This is a genomic window from Planotetraspora sp. GP83, from assembly GCF_041262585.1.
GTDB lineage: Bacteria > Actinomycetota > Actinomycetes > Streptosporangiales > Streptosporangiaceae > JAOEGB01.
This window is the reverse complement of sequence record NZ_JBGCBZ010000005.1, coordinates 144,036-158,549: the sequence shown is the minus strand read 5'-3', so window position 1 is coordinate 158,549 and position 14,514 is coordinate 144,036. Positions and strand designations below refer to the sequence as shown.

At 72.4% G+C, this 14,514-nt stretch carries 11 protein-coding genes; 8 read left to right on the top strand and 3 right to left on the bottom strand.

Going from position 1 to position 14,514, the window contains the following annotated elements; translation table 11 throughout:
• Positions 1-2 precede the first annotated feature (2 nt).
• Complete coding sequence (locus tag ABH927_RS09310; protein WP_370019901.1) at positions 3-1,370, top strand: MFS transporter; 1,368 nt, start codon at positions 3-5, stop codon at positions 1,368-1,370.
• Between the two features lie 16 nt (positions 1,371-1,386).
• Positions 1,387-2,382, top strand: a complete 996-nt coding sequence (locus ABH927_RS09305) for an enolase C-terminal domain-like protein (RefSeq protein WP_370019899.1) — start codon at positions 1,387-1,389, stop codon at positions 2,380-2,382.
• An 18-nt stretch (positions 2,383-2,400) separates the two neighbouring features.
• Here ABH927_RS09305 and ABH927_RS09300 read toward each other — a convergent pair whose 3' ends face one another.
• A complete protein-coding gene (locus ABH927_RS09300; protein ID WP_370019897.1) occupies positions 2,401-3,768 on the bottom strand; it encodes an LCP family protein in 1,368 nt (455 codons plus the stop codon).
• 123 nt (positions 3,769-3,891) lie between these two features.
• On the bottom strand, positions 3,892-5,382 hold the full coding sequence (locus ABH927_RS09295; protein ID WP_370019895.1) for an alpha/beta hydrolase family protein: 1,491 nt from the start codon (positions 5,380-5,382) through the stop codon (positions 3,892-3,894).
• 115 nt (positions 5,383-5,497) lie between these two features.
• Here ABH927_RS09295 and ABH927_RS09290 point away from each other — a divergent pair, with 115 nt between their 5' ends.
• The gene (locus ABH927_RS09290) at positions 5,498-6,625 is read left to right on the top strand and encodes an exonuclease SbcCD subunit D (protein ID WP_370019893.1); all 1,128 of its coding nucleotides are present in this window, start codon (positions 5,498-5,500) and stop codon (positions 6,623-6,625) included.
• Positions 6,622-10,053, top strand: coding sequence for an AAA family ATPase (locus ABH927_RS09285; protein ID WP_370019891.1), 3,432 nt, complete (start codon positions 6,622-6,624; stop codon positions 10,051-10,053). The genes ABH927_RS09290 and ABH927_RS09285 overlap by 4 nt, the downstream gene beginning before the upstream one ends.
• Here ABH927_RS09285 and ABH927_RS09280 read toward each other — a convergent pair.
• Positions 10,022-10,741 (bottom strand): M50 family metallopeptidase, encoded by a 720-nt coding sequence (locus ABH927_RS09280; protein ID WP_370020221.1) that lies wholly within the window; start codon positions 10,739-10,741, stop codon positions 10,022-10,024. The genes ABH927_RS09285 and ABH927_RS09280 overlap by 32 nt on opposite strands.
• Before the next feature lie 74 nt (positions 10,742-10,815).
• Between ABH927_RS09280 and ABH927_RS09275 the strand changes: the two genes are divergently transcribed.
• The 4 genes from ABH927_RS09275 to ABH927_RS09260 all read left to right on the top strand — a co-directional run bounded on the left by ABH927_RS09275 (position 10,816) and on the right by ABH927_RS09260 (position 14,455).
• On the top strand, positions 10,816-11,886 hold the full coding sequence (locus tag ABH927_RS09275) for a magnesium and cobalt transport protein CorA (RefSeq protein WP_370019889.1): 1,071 nt from the start codon (positions 10,816-10,818) through the stop codon (positions 11,884-11,886).
• Between the two features lie 321 nt (positions 11,887-12,207).
• Entirely contained in the window at positions 12,208-12,627 is a 420-nt protein-coding gene (locus ABH927_RS09270; protein ID WP_370019888.1) for a PadR family transcriptional regulator, read from the top strand.
• Positions 12,624-13,595, top strand: coding sequence for an ATP-binding cassette domain-containing protein (locus ABH927_RS09265; protein ID WP_370019886.1), 972 nt, complete (start codon positions 12,624-12,626; stop codon positions 13,593-13,595). The genes ABH927_RS09270 and ABH927_RS09265 overlap by 4 nt, the downstream gene beginning before the upstream one ends.
• A gap of 5 nt (positions 13,596-13,600) precedes the next feature.
• Entirely contained in the window at positions 13,601-14,455 is an 855-nt protein-coding gene (locus ABH927_RS09260; RefSeq protein ID WP_370019884.1) for an ABC transporter permease, read from the top strand.
• Positions 14,456-14,514: the final 59 nt, after the last annotated feature.

The following is a 14,514-nucleotide window of genomic DNA, read 5'->3' as shown; positions in this document are numbered from 1 at the left end:
ACGTGACTTCAGTAGTGACCGCACCTCCTCCCGTCTTCGCGCGGCGTTACCGTGCCATGAGCGTCGGCATGGTGGCCCTCATCCTGCTCCTCGCGTTCGAGTACCTGGCCGTGGCGACCGCCATGCCGGTCGTCGGCCGAGAGCTGAACGGCTACCACCTGTACGGCCTGGCGTTCAGCGGGGGGCTGGCGGCGACCGTGATCGCCACGGTGGTGGGCGGCCGCTGGAGTGACGCGAGGGGGCCGCGCGCCCCACTCTGGACCGGGATCGCGGGCTTCATCGCGGGGCTGGCGGTGGCCGGGGCGGCCCCCACGATGGAGGTCTTCCTGGCGGGCAGGTTCCTCCAGGGCCTCGGCGGCGGCCTGTTCAACGTCGCCCTGTACGTCCTGGTCGCGCAGGTGTACCCGGCCGAGATGCACCCCCGAGTGTTCTCCCTGCTCGCCGCCGCCTGGGTGCTGCCCTCCGTGGTCGGCCCGGCGATCGCCGGGTTCGTCGCGCAGAACCTGAGCTGGCGGTGGGTCTTCCTGGCCGTGCCGGTCCTCGCCGCCCCGGCCGCGTTCGTCCTGTGGCGCGGCCTCCCCGGCGGCGAGCCGCAGGTCCGGGAGGCCATGGGCCGCGCCTTCCTGCCGAGGCTCGCCTGGGGCGCCATGGCCGCGGCCGGGGCCGCCCTCCTCCAGTACGGCAGCGGCACGACCGGCACGGGGCTGCCACTGGTGATCGCCGGCCTGGCCGTCCTCGCCTTCGCGCTGCCCCGGCTGCTCCCCTCCGGAACGCTGCGCGCCGCACGCGGGCTGCCGACGGTGGTCGCCCTCCGCGGCCTGGCCGCCGGGGCGTTCTTCGCCGCCGAGGTGTTCGTGCCGCTGACCCTCACGCGGGTGCGCGGCCTCGACCCGGCGCAGGCGGGGGTCGCGCTCACCGGCGGCGCCCTGGCGTGGTCGCTCGGCTCGTGGATCCAGGGGCGCGGGCGCTTCGGCCGGGTGCCGGTGCTCCGCGCGGGCACGACGATGATCGCGGCCGGGATCACGATCACCGCGCTGACCGTGTTCCATCAGGTGCCCGTGCTCGTGGCCTTCGGGGGATGGGTCCTTGCCGGGCTGGGCATGGGCATGGTCTACCCGACGCTGTCCGTGCTGGTCCTGGAGCTGTCGGCCCCCGGCGAGGAGGGCAGGAACAGCGCCTCCCTCGGCATCGGGGAGTCGGTGTTCTCCATCGTCGCGGTCGCGATCACGGGCGCGCTGTTCGCCGGGTTCGACGGGAGGACGCCGGTCTACCTCCTGTGCTTCGCCCTGCTCGTGGTCATGGCAGGGACGGGCACTCTCATCGCAGGGCGTTTTGAGCACGCCCGCCGAGCGGGCACCATGGAGGTCTAGCCGAGGGGGATTCACATTGCCGCGCGTCCGGGAGCTCGAAGTCTTCAGACTGACCCTGCCGTACGGCAGGCGTCCTGAGAGCGTCCTGGTCAAGGTCACCGACTACGGCGGCATGGTCGGCTGGGGCGAGGTCGTCGAGCCGCACCACGGCCACGCGCTGGAGCAGTCCCTGCCCGCCCTGATCGGCGTCGACTGGGAGCACCCCTCCGAACTGGGGGAGATCCCCGGCGGAACGGCCGGTGACATGGCCTGCTGGGACCTGTGGGGGCGGATGACCGGCGTCCCTCTGTCCCACGCGCTGGGCGGGAGCCGTACGTCCCTGATCGCGACCGTGCGCCTGTCCGCGGACCGGTCCCTGGAGAGCATGGTGGCCCGGGTCAACCGGCACGTCTGCGCGGGCTACGCGCACGTCACCATCGACGTGCACCCCGGATGGGACGTCGAGCCGCTCAGGGCCGTCCGCGCCGCCTATCCGGGCCTGGCCATCGCGGTGGACGGGCACCGCGGCTACACCGACATCGCCCAGCTCGAAGCCCTCGACTCCTACGACGTGGTGGCCATCGAGCGGCCGTTCAAGGACCTGCTGACCAGTGCCGACCTCCAGGATCGCGTCTCGGCGGCCGTGGCCGTCGAGGTGGACTCGGTGGCCGAGCTGGACGAGGCGGTCGCCGTTCACGCGGGCAGTGCGCTGCTGCTGCGCCCCGCCCGGTTCGGCTCGCTCGGCGCCGTACGGCTCGCCCACGACCGGGCCGTCGAGGCGGGCTGGGACATCGTCTGCGCGGGCGGCCTCGGCGCGGGGCTGGCCCGGGCGGCGACCGTCGCCGTGGCGAGCCTGCCCGGCTGCACGCTGCCGAGCGACGTGGCGGAGCCCCCGCAGAGCGCCCAGGTCGTCGTCCCGCCGGTCGGCGCGTCGGGCGGCGTGGTCGCCGTGCCCCTCACCCAGCCCGGTCTCGGCCACACGGTGGACGAGGCGCGGGTGCGCCGCCTCGCCCGCGAGTCGTTCCACGTCTGACAGGTCTAAGCGGTTCGCTCAGACGGCGCCGCAGCCCTCGTCGATGGGGGAGAACACGGGTTGAGGCGTGGGCGAGAGCCGGTGCCGCCGGTGTGCGGGGGACGCCGAGCGCCGGATCGCCTTGGCGGTCAGCAGGCGGATCCGCTCCCAGTCCGGGCTGGCCGTGCTGATCAGCGGCGGCACGAACTGGAGGCTGGTCACCTCGGCGTGCTTGACCTTCCACGCCAGCGGCACGAGGTGCTCCAGCATGGGCCGGGGGACGTCGGTCTGGAAGATCTTCCGCATGACCGCGGCCATCTCGGTGAACCGGCTGAGCACGGTCGCCGGGTCGGCCTGGTCCAGCAGCGCGTTGAAGACGCACCGCTGCCGCCGCATCCGGTTGTAGTCGTCGCTGCCGGTGCGGGACCGGGCGTACCACAGCGCGTCGGCGCCGCTCAGCCTGCGGGTGCCGGCCGGCACCACGCCCTCGCCGTACTTCCCGAACACGATGTCCCGGTCCACCGTCAGGACCAGCCCGCCCAGAGCGTCGACGATCTTGGCGAAGCCCCAGATGTTGACCAGCGCGTACCAGTCGATCCGGATGCCCAGGATGTAGCCGATCGTCTCCTTCAGCGTCTCCGGGCCCATGTGCCTGCGCCCGCCGAAGAGCTCGGGATGGTCGTCGGCGTACTGCCACACGGAGAACAGCAGGTCCTCCCGCCAGCCGGGCTTGGACTCCGGGAGCTGGAACCCGTAAGGAAAGCGCACCGCCATGGGGCTCCCCGGCGGGAACAGCACGTGCTCCAGGTTGCGCGGCAGGCCCAGCAGCACGGTGTTCCCCGTGTGCACGTCCACGCTCGCCACGTTGATGCTGTCGGTCCGCACGCCGATCCGGTTGTCGCCCCAGTCGCCGCCGAGCATCAGGACGTTGACCCGGTCGCGGCCCGTCCAGGGGTCGCCCGCCTCGCCCGGCCCGCCCCGCATCCCGGCGGCGGGCTCGGCGAACACCGTGTCGATCGTCCGCTGCGAGACGGCGACGTACTGCGCGGCCAGGGCGAACGGCACGGCGACCGTGACCGCCAGTGCCCCGCAGACGAGGCCGGTGACGACCTGCCCCGCCCGCGTCAGCGTCCCCGGCCGCAGGACCACGAAGGAGTGGATGACCAGGGAGAACCACGCCACGGCGCAGGCGGCGGCGGCCACGGTGATCTGGGTGAGCCAGTTGAGCGCGCGTCCCGCGAGCCCGGCGTCCGCGTTCGCGATCACCACCGCCGCGCAGCCGGCGACGACGAGGTAGCCGCCCAGCAGGGCGTACCCCGTGCGCTTCCAGCCGGCCCGCAGGTGGGCGGCGCCGGGCGCCACCGCGGACAGCGCCACCCAGCCGATCAGCGCGGCGGCTCTCCTCATCGACGCGGCGGTCGACACACCACAGGAACCCACCTAGCCCATTGAAGCGGCGGAGGGCCGGGAAACCCGTCGCCTCACGAGTCGAGACCGGCATTTGAACCAGCATTTAGACGGGGCTTGCCCCTACCAGGGAAAGGTGAACAGCCCGTAGTACGCGGCCGTGATCAGGAGCAGGCCCGTGCCGCCCAGGACGCCGGCCAGGATGTTCTTCTGCCAGCGGGTCGGCTCCCAGCCGTCGCGCAGGCCGCTCACGACCGCGGCCGCCGCGGCGACCTCCTGCGCGAGCATCGCGATCGCCAGCAGCCGCACGACGAGCCATCCGGCCTGTACGGCAGGCCACGCCCCGGCCTGGTTCACCGAGAACAGCACGATGAGCGTGATGAACGCCAGCACGGCGGCCAGCTCGCCGAGGCCGGTCCAGGCCATGCGGCGCAGGCGGCGGCGGATGGCCGGCCACAGGTCGATGTTCGTCTGGAGCCGCAGGTCGCGGCCGCGCAGCCGGATGACCATCTCCGTGACCGGCGCGGCGACGTAGCCCACGGCGGCCAGCGAGAGGGTGAGCCACAGTGTCGTGCTTCCGCCGTACCAGGGAGCGGCCGGCACGTCGCTCGCCTCGAACCGCTGCACGGGCGTCGCGCCTGCGATCGGCACGGCGGGCCTGGCCGTGCCGGGAAGGCGGGTGATCCAGTTGGCCAGGGTCGGCAGGTAGCCGGGGACGAACCCGCCGCCGTTCCCGCGCATCGCGTGGTCGGCCCCCGCCAGGAACCGGATCGTGTAGGCGGGGTTGCCGCCCTCCCTCAGGGCCGTGGTCAGCGTCTCGGTGCTCTCCACGAAGGGGATCGACGGGTCGTTCGTGCCGTACAGCGCCAGAACCGGCTGCTTGACGGCCCGCAGGGCGGGGACGCCGTCGTAGCGCAGGAAGTCGAACCCGACCCCGCCCATGGCACGGGTGAGCAGGTCGCGCACTCCGCCCGGAGCGTGCAGGCGCAGCAGTTGCTCGTTGAGCGCCCAGGCGACCTGGCGCAGGGGCGAGACGTTCGGCGACGAGACCAGCACCACGAACGCCGCCTCGGCGCTGTGGGCGGCGATCGGGACGACCCAGCCGCCCTCGCTGACCCCCCAGATGCCCGCCCGCGCCGGATCGACGTCGGGCCGCTGCCGGAGCACCCGCAGCATCCGCAGGGCGTCGTCGGCCAGCAGGGAGAAGTCGCGGCTGCGGAAGGAGTAGCCCACCGTGCGCTTGTCGTAGGCCATGGTCACGATCCCGGCCTTCGCCAGCCACTCGGACTGGACGGTGAACTCCGACCCCCTGCTCGACCCCGAGCCCTGCACGAACACCATCGCCGGATGCCTGCCCGGCGACATGGGCGACCTGATCGTGGCCGACAGCGTCTCGCCGCGCGCCGCGACCTTGACGGTCTCCGTCCGGACCCGCGCCGTGGTGGCGACGTGCCGGATCTCACCGGCGGGCTGGGCGGGCAGCGAGCGGAACTCCGGGGACGCGTACAGCGGTGGCGGATCGAAGGCGGGCGGAGAGAGCGCATAGCCCAGCACCGCCAGCACGACCATCAGCACGCCGGCGACGACTCCCAGCGTGCCCCGGCCCAATTTCATGAGGCCGCTCCCCGGTGGATCAACCAACACCGAAACCAGGCTAAGTCATTACCCGATCTCCGGAGGTGGCGGAGGAGGCCACATTTGTCGGAGGGACCTGTTAGCTTCCTGCGACATGCGCGTATTGCACAGCTCCGACTGGCATCTCGGCCGGTCCTTCCACCGGGAGAGCCTGCTGAGCGCCCAGGCGGCGTTCGTCGACCATCTGGTCGAGACGGCACGGGCGGAGCGGGTCGACGTCGTGCTGGTCGCGGGCGACGTCTACGACCGCGCGCTGCCGTCCGTCGACGCGGTGGCCCTGTGCGACGAGGCGCTCGCCAGGCTCAAGGCGCTGGGCGTGCACACCGTGCTGATCAGCGGCAACCACGACTCGGCCGTACGGCTCGGCTTCGGCGCCGACCTCATGGAGCTGGTGCACCTGCGGACCGACCCGGCGCGGGCCTGGGATCCGGTGGTCATCGGCGACGCGGCCTTCTATGGCATCCCCTATCTGGAGCCCGAGCTGGTCAGGGGTCCCTGGGAGCTGGCCGAGCGCAGCCACACCGCCGCCATCTCGCACGCGATGGACCGGATCCGGGCCCACCGGCCGGGGGGCGGGGCGCGGCGCAAGGTCGTGCTGGCCCACGCGTTCGTCACCGGTGGGGAGGCGAGCGACAGCGAGCGGGACATCAGCGTCGGAGGGGTCGCCCACGTGCCGCTGAGCGCCTTCGCGGGCGCCGACTACGTGGCGCTCGGCCACCTGCACGGACGCCAGACGATGAGCGAGACCATCCGCTACTCGGGCTCCCCGATCGCCTACTCCTTCTCCGAGGCGAACCACACCAAGGGCTCGTGGCTGGTCGATCTCGACGCCGGCCGAGAGGATGCCGCGCAGGTCGCCTTCGTCCCCGCGCCGGTTCCCCGTCCCGTCGGCAGGCTGCGGGGCCGCCTCGACGACCTGCTATCGGACGAGAGGTTCGCCGACCGCGAACAGCACTGGCTCCAGGTGACGCTCACCGACCCGGTCCGGCCCCGTGAGGCCATGAAGCGGCTCCGCGGGCGCTTCCCGCACGCGCTGGCCCTCTCCTTCGAGCCGGACGGCACGGCGGCCCCCCCGGCGCGCTCCGCCCGGATCGCCGGGCGGGCCGAGTTCGACGTGGCGCTCGACTTCGTGCGGGGGGTGCGCGGTGAGCCCGCCGACGAGGACGAGCGACGCCTGCTCGCCGAGGCCGTCGAAGCCTGCCGGATCAAGGAGGTTTCGTGAGACTGCATCGGATGCGGCTGGTCGCGTTCGGGTCCTTCCCGGGGACGGAGGAGGTCGACTTCGACGCGCTCGGCGAGGCCGGCCTGTTCCTGATCCACGGGCCGACGGGCGCGGGCAAGACCACCGTGCTCGACGCGGTCTGCTACGCGCTGTACGGCCGGGTGCCCGGCCAGCGGGACAGCGTCCGGAGCCTGCGCTGCGACCACGCGCCGCCCGGCCGGGGACCGTCCGTCGTGCTGGAGATCACGATCAGGGAGAGGCGGTTCCGGATCACCCGGTCGCCCGCCTGGACGCGGCCCAAGCGCAAGGGCACCGGCACGGTCGAGGAGAAGGCCAAGGTCCTCGTGGAGGAGTTCACCGGGGAGTGGACCGCCCGCACCACCCGCAGTGACGAGGCCGGTCACCTGATCGGTGAGCTGATGGGCATGAACGCCGACCAGTTCTGGCAGGTGGCCATGCTGCCCCAGGGCGAGTTCGCGCGGTTCCTGCGGGCCGACGGCGACGACCGGCGCAAGCTGCTGGAGAGGCTCTTCTCGGTCAAGCTCTTCACCGACGTCGAGAAATGGCTCGCCGAGCGCCGCACCGTGACCGGCCGCGAGCGGCAGGAGCTCCGGCAGAGGGTCGATTCGGTCGTCGACCGCATGAGGGGCGCCGCTGGAGACGAGCTGCCGGTGCCGGACGACGAGCCGGAGGCCGTGCTCACCCTCGCTGGCGCCGCCCTCGACCGGGCCGCCGAGGCCTGTACGGCGAGCCAGGCCGTGCTTCGCTCGGCGCGATCCCGGCTCAAGGAGGGCCAGGCGCTCGCGGAGCGGCAGGCGCGGCACGCCGCCGCCCTCGCCCGGCGCGACGAGCTCGACCGGGCGGCGGAGGAGCGGTCGGACCTCGAGGCGATCCTCGACGAGGCGGCGCGGGCCGATCGGGTGCTCCCGCTGATCCGCCAGGTCGAGCAGCGGGCCGAGGCGGCCGCCAAGGCCAGGCGGCTGGCCGCCGACGCCGTCAGCCGGGCCCTGCCGGGCCAGGAGGGGCACTGGGGGCAGGAGGAGCAGACAGAGCAGGAGCAGGCAGAGCACGGGCAGGAAGAAGGGCCGCGGGGCGCGGAGTGGTGGTGGGAGGAGCGGCTGGCCGAGCTGGAGCGGCGGCGCCGCGACCAGATCGCCCAGGTCCGGCAGCTCCTCCCGGAGGAGTCCCGCCTGAACGACGTGCGGGCCGAGCTCGCCGCCGCGGGCCGGGCGCTGTCCGGCCTCGCCGATCAGGAAACGCGGCTCGCCGGGCGGCTCGCCGTGCTGCCCGGAGAGCGCCAAGAGGCCGAGAGCCTACTCGTGGACGCGCGGCTCGCCGCGGCGAGCATCCCCGGCCTGGCCGCGGCCCGTGACCTCGCCGTCCGCCTCCGCGAGGTCACCCGCGAGGCCGAGCGGGCGGAACGGGCGGAGGCCGAGTCGGCCCGCCGTGAGGTGGAGGCCCTCGCCGCCAGGGACGCGCTGCCCCGGCTGCTCGACGCCGCGCGGGCGCGGCTCAAGGCTCTGCTGGCCGAGGCGGCGCGGATCCCCGCGCTGGAGGCCGCCTGCCAGATCGCCCGGGACCGGCTGGACGCCGCCGTCCTTCGCGACGCGCTGGCGGGCGAGCTGGAGTCGGCCGAGAGGGACCGGCGCGGGGCGATCGACCGGGCGCAGGACGCCCGCGACCGGCTCCAGGAGGTCCGGCGCGCCCGCATCGAGGGCATGGCCGCCGAGCTGGCGGCGTCCCTCGTCGCGGGGGAGCCCTGCGTGGTGTGCGGGTCGGCGGACCATCCCGCCCCCGCCCAGGCCTCCAGCGCCGCCTTCACGGAGCAGGACGAGCAGGCCGCTCATGATCACTTCGAGGTCGCCCGGCAGATCCGCGAGGAGACGGAGGCCCGGGTGGCCGGGCTGTCGTCACGGCTCGGCGACGTGACGGCCCGAGCTGGAGGGTTGCCCGCCGGCGAGGCCCGCGCCGCGCTGTCGGAGACCGAGGCCGAGCTGGCCCGGCTGCGCGAGGTCGCGGCGGGGGAGCCGGATGCCGTCGCCGAGGTGGCACGGCTCACCGCCGACCTCGACGCGGCCCGTGACCAGACCGAAGAGGCCGGTCGCCTGGTCGCCGAGAGCCGGGCCCGCCTGGCCGGGCTCCTGGCCGAGCGGGAGCGCCTCGCGGGCGACGCGGGGGATCCGGCCGACGCGGAGCGGAGCCTGCGGCGGGCGGAGGAGAGGGCGGCGCGCGAGCCCGGCCTCGTCCGGGCCGCCGCCCGGCTGACGGCCGAGCTGGAGGAGCTGACCGGACGGGCCCGCCAGATCGAGATCGAGGCGGCCCAGACCCGGGCGCGCCGGGAGCGGCTCGCGGCCGACGAGGACAGGCTGACCGCCCTGGTCGACGAGGCCCGGGGGAACGACCCCTCCCTCGCCGCCCGCCTGGACCGGCTCCTCGACGAGGCCGAGCTGATCCGGGACGCGGCGGAGGCGACGCGGACGGCGGCCACGGCCGACCGCGAGCACGAGGAGGCCCTGGAGCGGGCCGCCGACGCCGCGGCCGAGGCGGGCTTCCCCGGCCCGGGCCGTGCCGGTCTGGATCGGGCCGGCGCGGCCGTCCGCTCGGCGGCCGACCGGGAGGCGATGGCCGGGCGGCTCCGGTTCCTCGACGCCGAGCGGGTGACGGCCGACCGGCTCCTGGCCGATCCCGAGCTGGCCGCCGCGGCCGCCGAACCGGTTCCCGACCTGCCCGAGCTGGAGCTGGACCACGACCGGGCCGAGCGGGAGCACACCACGCGCACCTCCGCACGCGACCGGGCGCGGGACAGGCTGGACCAGCTGGGCGGGCTCGCCGCCGAGCTGAGTGCGGCCGTCCGGCGTTACCGCCCCGCCGAGGAGCGGCATCGTCTCGCCCGGCGGCTCGCGGAGCTGACGGGCGGCACCTCCACGGACAACGAGTGGCACATGCGGCTGTCGTCGTTCGTCCTCGGCGAGCGGCTCCGCCAGGTCGTGGAGGCCGCCAACGAGCGCCTCGACCACATGTCCGCCGGGCGCTACCGGCTCCAGCACGACATGCGCAAGGCCGCGGGCGACCGGGCCAGGTCGGGAGGCGGGCTCGGGCTGCGGGTGCTCGACGGCTGGACCGGGGTGGACCGCGACCCGGCCAGCCTGTCCGGCGGCGAGAGCTTCATCACCTCGCTCGCCCTGGCGCTGGGGCTCGCCGACGTCGTGACGACCGAGGCGGGCGGCGCCGAGATCGGCACCCTCTTCGTGGACGAGGGGTTCAGCACGCTCGACGACGAGACGCTCGACGACGTGCTCGACATCCTCGACGGCCTGCGCGAGGGAGGCAGGGCCGTCGGCATCGTCAGCCACGTGGCGGAGCTCCGCGTCCGGATCCCCGCCCAGCTCAAGGTCGTCAAGGGACGTTCAGGGTCAACACTTCTCTGACCAGCAGATAGCCGCCGGCGGCGAGCGCGGCGGCCGAGACGAGGAGGAACAGCAGGACCCAGAGGGTGCCGGGGATCCGGGTCAGGCGGGCGAGCTGGTCGGCGTCGGAGTCGGGCGCCCGGCCGCGGCGGCGCTTGGTCTGCAGCTCCAGGATCGGCCGGACGCCTCCGACCAGCAGGAACCACACCGCCAGGTAGGCCGAGACGGCCTGGATGGCGGGCGGCGCGAAGTAGGACAGCGCGAAGACGGCGCCCCCCACGACGAGCAGCGTTACCGCGCCGAAGAGGTTGCGGATCATCAGCAGCATGCAGACGAGGAACGCGAGCACGGTCCACAGCAGGAGCGCGATGTAGCCGGCGGCCACGAGCCAGGCGGCGCCCATCCCGATCAGCGACGGCGCGACGTATCCGGCGGCCGCCGTCGCGATCATGCCGAGGCCGGTGGGGTTGCCCTTGGTGAGCGTCACGCCCGAAGTGTCCGAGTGGAGCCGGATGCCGCGGAGCTTCCTCCGGGTCAGCACGGCCGCCAGCGCGTGCCCGCCCTCGTGGGCGATCGTGATCAGCCCCCGGGAGATGTGCCACGCGGGTGGGTACGCGACGATCGCGAGCGCGGCGCACCCGGACAGGACGATCAGCCACAGCGGTGGCGGGACCTGGGTCGAGGTCAGCTCGTTCCAGAGCGCTTTCAGGGGGTTCACCTCCTACTGGCAGGCTCTACCTTCTATGTGTGGCTGAGCGGCGTATGCGTGGACTGCGTGGACTGATGAGGACCAAGCCTGAGCAGGCTCCCGAGCACTCCATGGACCCCCGGAGGAGCGACGACGAATCGATCAAGCAGAGCGTCATCGACAACGCGGTCTACGTCAACGGCCGGCGGGTGGACTCCCCGCTGTCGCTTGGCGGCGCGATCGCCTCGTTGCGCTCCCGGCCCGGGGCCATGGCGTGGATCGGACTCTACCGCCCGGACGAGTCGGAGCTGATCAAGGCCGCCGAGGAGTTCGGCCTGCACGAGCTCGCGATCGAGGACGCCATCGTGGCCCACCAGAGGCCGAAGGCCGACCGTTACGGCAGCACGCTGTTCGTCGTGCTGAGGGCCGCCCAATATCTCGACAAGCCGGAGAAGGTCGAGTTCGGCGAGCTGCACGTCTTCATCGGACCGGACTTCGTCCTCACCGTACGGCACAGCGAGGCGCCCGACCTGTCGAAGGTGCGCCGCCGGATGGAATCGGACCCCGACCTGCTCCGCCAGGGCCCGCAGGCCGTGCTGTACGCGATCCTCGACGTGGTGGTGGACGGCTACGCGCCGGTCGTCGCGGGCCTGCAGAACGACATCGACGAGATCGAGGTGCAGGTCTTCGGCGGGGACCCGGCCGCGCCGCGCCGCATCTACGCCCTGTCCCGTGAGGTCATCGAGTTCCAGCGGGCGACGAGCCCGCTGGTGGGCATGCTCGACGGGTTCATCGCCGCGTCGCCGAAGTACGGCGTGGACGCGGAGCTGCAGAGCTACCTTCGGGACGTGTCCGACCACGCCATCACCGTGACGGAGCGCGTGTCAGGTTTCCGTCAGATGCTGCAGGACATCCTGATCGTCAACGCGACCCTGGTCAGCCAGGCGCAGAACAAGGAGATGGCCGCGCAGGGCGACGAGGTCAAGAAGATCTCGGCCTGGGCGGCCATCCTGTTCGCCCCGACCCTGGTCGGCACGATCTACGGGATGAACTTCGACCACATGCCCGAGCTGCACTGGGCCCTGGGCTACCCGCTGGCGATCGTGCTCATGGGGGTCGTCTGCGGCACGCTCTACTTGGTCTTCAAACGCCGCGACTGGCTCTGAAAGCGCGGCCCGCTCGGATAAGCGGCCCTAAACGACCTTGCGTCTGCCAACTATCTAGATATATCTTTCACGTATCTCGATAGTTGGGGGATCAGCATGCACGAGCACATGCACGAAGGGATGGACGAGGACATTCGCGGAGACATTCGCGGAGACATTCACGGCGACATCCATGGGGATCCCCGTGGGGACGTCTGGATGGTCCACGCGCCGTTCCCCCCGCGGGCCCCCTTCCCGCCACCGCCGATACCTTCACTGCCTCCCCTGCCGCCGGTCCCGCCGTCGCCGCCGCACTTCTCCCCACGGGTACGGCGGGGCGACGTGAGGGTGGCGCTGCTGGCGCTGCTCAGCGAGGAGCCGCGGAACGGCTACCAGATGATCGAGGAGATCTCCCGGCGCAGCGGCGGCATCTGGCGGCCGAGCCCGGGCTCGGTCTACCCGGCGCTCCAGCAACTGGAGGACGAGGGGCTGGTCAGGGGTGAGGAGTCGGGCGGGAGCCGGACGTACCGGCTGACGGAGGAGGGGCGCCGGCACGCGGACGCGAGCGCCGAGCCCTGGGCGGAGGTGGCGCGCAGCCTCCCCGAGGACAGGCACGAACTGCGCATGCTCTGGGGGCAGCTCGGCGAGGCGTTCGTCCACCTCACCCACGTGGCGGACGACCGGCAGGTGGCCGAGACCAAGAAGCTGCTCAAGGAAACCCGGAAGACGATGTTCAGAATTCTTGCGGAGGATGGCGGATGAATGCCGCGGTAGCCGTACGCGGGCTGAAGAAGACGTACGGCAAGGTCGAGGCCGTGAAGGGCGTCGACTTCGAGGTCTCCCCGGGCGAGGTGTTCGGCTTCCTGGGGCCGAACGGCGCGGGCAAGACGACCACGATCAGCATGCTGTGCACGCTGATCAATCCGACGGGCGGCTCGGCCACGGTCGCCGGGCACGACGTCGTGACCGAGCGGGACCAGGTCCGCCAGAACATCGGCCTGGTCTTCCAGGACCCCACCCTGGACGGCTACCTCACGGCCGAGCAGAACCTCCGCTTCCACGCCGAGCTGTACGGCGTGCCGAAGGAGGTGCTCGGCGACCGGATGAGGCAGGTCCTGGAGATGGTGGCGCTCTGGGACCGCAAGGACAGCAAGGTCATGACGTTCTCGGGTGGCATGAAGCGGCGGCTGGAGATCGCCCGCGGCCTGCTGCACTCGCCGCGCGTGTTGTTCCTGGACGAGCCCACGGTCGGCCTGGACCCGCAGACCAGGTCCGCCATCTGGGGATATATCAACAAGCTGCGGCACATGGAGGACATCACGATCTTCATGACGACGCACTACATGGAAGAGGCCGAGTTCTGCGACCGGATCGCGATCATCGACCACGGCCGGATCGTGGTGATCGACTCTCCGGAGGCGCTCAAGGCGAGCGTCGGCAAGGACCGGGTCCAAATCCAGACGGGTGACGACGAGAGCGCGATCGCGCTGCTCAAGGACCGGTTCGGCCTCGACGCCGCCGTCCGGGACGGTCAGGTCACCTTCGCCGTCGCGTCCGGCGAGGAGTTCGTGCCGCGACTGTTCGCCGACCTCGGCCTGCCGATCCGGTCGGTCAGCGTGTCGCGCCCGTCGCTCGACGACGTGTTCATGTCCTACACCGGCTCCACGATCCGCGACGCCGAGTCCGGCACGGGGAACGAGTGGATGCGCGCCATGGCCAGGGGAAGGTGACACCGATGGCGACCGAAGTGGTCAGGGTGAGCGTGCCGCGTGCGAGCGGATCGCACAACGCCCGCGCGGTCAAGGTGGTGCTCCACCGCGAGATGCTGCGGTTCGTCAACGACCGCACGCGCATGGTGTCCATGCTGATCCAGCCGATCCTGTGGCTGTTCGTCATGGGCACCGGCCTGGGCTCGCTGGTGCGGGGCTCGATCCCCGGCATCGACTACCGCACGTTCATGTACCCGGGCATGATCTCCATGACGGTGATCATGACGGCGATGTTCTCGGCCGGATCGATCGTCTGGGACCGCGAGTTCGGCTTCCTGCGCGAGATGCTCGTCGCCCCCGTGAGCCGGGGCGCGATCGTGATCGGCAAGTGCCTCGGCGGCGCCATGGTCGCGACCGCCCAGGGCGTCATCATCCTCGCCCTCGCGGGCCTGGTCGGCGTGCCGTACTCGCCGAGCCTGATCGTCACCCTGCTGGCCGAGATGTTCCTCGCGGCGTTCACGATCACGGCGTTCGGCGTGCTGCTGGCCGCCCGGATGAAGAACATGCAGTCGTTCTTCGGGGTCATGCAGATGGCCATCATGCCGATGATGTTCCTGTCGGGCGCGATGTTCCCGCTGGCGAACCTGCCGTCGTGGCTGCACGTGCTGACCACGATCAACCCGCTGACCTACGCGGTCGACCCGATGCGCCGGGCGGTGTTCGGCCATCTGGACGTCCCCCCGCAGGTCGACGCGGTGCTCAACCCGGGCATCACCTGGTTCGGCTGGCACCTGACGGTCGGCGTCGAGCTCGGCCTGGTGGCGGCCATCGGCGGCGTGCTGCTGAGCATCGCGATCGCCCAGTTCCGCCGCACCGAATAGCCGGACGAGACAAGCGAAACGGCCCGGGGCGAGAACGCCCCGGGCCGTCCAGTCGCGAT